The sequence below is a fragment of the Janthinobacterium sp. PC23-8 genome, from assembly GCF_002250505.1.
In the GTDB taxonomy this organism is placed as follows: domain Bacteria; phylum Pseudomonadota; class Gammaproteobacteria; order Burkholderiales; family Burkholderiaceae_D; genus Janthinobacterium.
The window spans coordinates 1-2,936 of sequence record NZ_NJGY01000007.1 but is presented as its reverse complement, the minus strand read 5'-3'; the positions used below and the strand labels follow the sequence as shown (position 1 = coordinate 2,936).

General features: G+C 64.2%; 1 protein-coding gene. It reads right to left on the bottom strand.

What is annotated here, in order from left to right:
• Positions 1–2,936, bottom strand: a 2,936-nt coding sequence (locus CD932_RS27940) for a GLUG motif-containing protein (protein WP_141213409.1), incomplete at both ends; no start/stop codon positions are given.

Here is a 2,936-nt window from a genome sequence, read left to right as displayed (position 1 = left end):
ACCAGGCCGCCCACCGTGTTGGTGCCGGTCACGGCGCCCGAGGCGTAGCTGTTGCTGACAGTGCCGCTGTTGTTGCCGACCAGGCCGCCCGTGTTGGCGGTGCCGGTCACGCTCATGGTGCTGTAGCTGCCGCTGATGGTGCCGGCATTGTTGCCGACCAGCGTACCGGTAGCCGTGGCGCCGTTGACGCTGCCGCCGTCCAGGCCCACGTCGCGAATCACCGCCGTGCTGGAGGTGGCGCCGAACAGGCCGGTACTGTCGATGCCCGGACGGTTCAGGCTCAGGTTGGAAATGACATGGGCGGCGCCGTCGAAGGTGCCGGTAAATGGCGCCGCCGTGCTGGTGCCAACCGGCACGAACGTGGCGCCATTCCAGACATCGCCCGTGGTGCCGGTGGGCGCCAGATTGAGGTCGCGGGCCAGCGTGTAATTGCCGGCCAGATTCATCGCCATCAATTGCAATTGATGCGGCGATTTGATGGTGGTGCTGTACTCGGACGACAACATCGGTCCGGTGGCACCCAGCGCGCCGCCCGCATTGTTCAGCGTGCCGTCGGTATTGACCATGACCCAGTTGTTGCCCGACTGGCCGGTGCTGGTGGTGAAAGTGAAGTTGTCGAAGCTGGCGCCCGTGCGCATTTGTGTCGCGCTCAGGGGGCTCACCTTGGTGGCCGATCCAGTGCCGTCGCCGATGGCGGAGCCCAAGTTGACGGTGGAATTGAAGTAACCGCCGGTGATCGTCGCGGTTGCGTTGTTGAAGCCGATGACGCCGCCTGCCACAGTGGTGCCGGCGACGGTGCCGGTCAGCGTGACCTTGCCGGAAGAATAGACATTGGTGACCGAGGCGCCCGCAGTGCTGGTGCCGTTGGCGCCGACCACGCCGCCCACCGAGCTGGTGGCGCCCGTGACGTCGCCGGTGGCGTAACTGTTGCTGATCGACGAGCGGTTATTGCCGACCAGTCCACCCGTGGATACGCTGGCGCTGGCAAGACCGCCCAGGCCCAGGCCCGTCACCGTGCCGGTGGCATAGCTGTTGTTGATCTGCGCCGAGGAGGTGGTCCAGCCCACCAGCCCGCCAACATGGCCGTTGGCCGACACGGCGCCGGTACTGAAGCTGTTGTTGATCACGGCAGTCGAACCACGGTTGCTGGCCACCAGGCCGCCGGCGTCGATACCGACCGCTACCGCGCCAGTATTGAAACTGTTGGTAATGGCGCCGTAATTGATGCCGACCAGGCCGCCACCGGTATGCTTGGCGGTAGCGGTGACGGCGCCCGTATTGTAACTACCGGTGATCTTGCTGGCCTTGGTGCCAAGGCCCACCAGGCCGCCAATCACGGTATCGAGCGTCGCGTTGGTGACAGTGATCGTGGCGCTGCTGCCGCTGTTGAGGATGGTGCCGCTGTTTTTGCCAACCAGGCCGCCGATATACGCATAGCCCGGGGTGCTCAGGCTGCCGCTCACATAGGCATTATTGATCAAGCCGCTATTGGAACCAACCACCCCTGCCGCATTACCATAGGAACCACTGCCCGGCACGCTGGCACTCAGGTTGACGTCGAGCACGCCGACATTGCGGATCTGCGCAGCCGTAGTGATCGTACCGAACAGGGCGGCCGAGACGTTGCTCGTGCTGGTGTTACTGGTCAAGCCAGTAATCACGTGGCCCAGACCCTCGAACTGCCCCGTAAATGGCGTAGTATTGGTGCCGATCGCGATGAAGCCGTTGGCGCCCCATGACGACGTGGCGCTGGCGTCGATATTGGCGCCCAGCGCATAGTTGCCCGACATGAGGTTCCTCATGCCTTGCAAATCGGTACCAGTGACGCTGCCGGCCGCGCCCAGGCTGGTGATCATCGTATAGACCTTGGTGGTGCCGTCACTGCCCTGCTTGGTGCTGAAACTATTGCCCGAGGGGAGATTGACCTCGGCCTTGATCGTGATATTCGCGGCATTGCTCGACGCGACGGTGCTCTGGCCATATTCGAGCGCCAGGCTGGCCGTGCCGGTGCCGGTCATCGGCTTGTTGATGTTGATATTGTTTTGCGCGGTCAGGGTCAGCTTGTTGGCCGACCAGGCAATCGCTTCGTTGACATTGACGTCGCCAGCCGTGCCGCCAGTGCCGTCGGTGCTCAGGATCTGCACCGAGCCATTGCTCAGGCCGGTCATCAGGTCGGTGCCGGTCATATTGCCGCCGGACGCGGCGATCGTGAAGTCGACCGGGTCGATCAGCCAGGTGCCGGACAGGCCGTTGGCCGCCTTGGTCGTCACATTGATGCCCTTGGCAATGTTCACATGCGCGGCCGAGGTGTCGATAAAGCCGCCGTTGCCGCCCGTCGGCGCGCTGGCGTCCAGGGTGCCGGCCGCGTTCACCGTGCCGGTCTGCATGTCGCCCAGCAATTTGATCGTGCCGCTGCGCGTGTCGATGGTGTGCGCCTCGATCACGCCGCTGTTGTTGACCACGGTTTTGAGCAGGTTGCCGGCCGCCTGCGCCGTCAATACCACGCTGCCGCCATCGGCCTGGATCAGGCCGCCATTTTGCACCAGCGCCCCCACCGCGCCGCGGTCCACCGCCACCTTCAGCAAGCCGTCGCCAGCCACATCGAGCGTGATCGCCTGGCCGGCCGCCAGCGCCACCGAACCGAGCCGAGCATTGATCGTGCCTTCATTCGACACCTGCGCGCCCAGCAAGGCCACATAGCCGCCCGGCGCGTTGAGCGCGCCCTGGTTCAGCACCCGGCCGCTGCCATTGCCTGAAAATTTGTAGTTACCCGACATAAAGTCGGCGTTATTGATGTCGAGCGTGGAAGCCACCAGGCCGGCCGTATTGACCGACGCACCGTGGCCGAACAGCACGCCATTCGGGTTGACGATAAACACCTTGCCGTTGGCCGACAGGTTGCCAAGGATGGTCGTGCCATCGTTGCCCAGCACCCG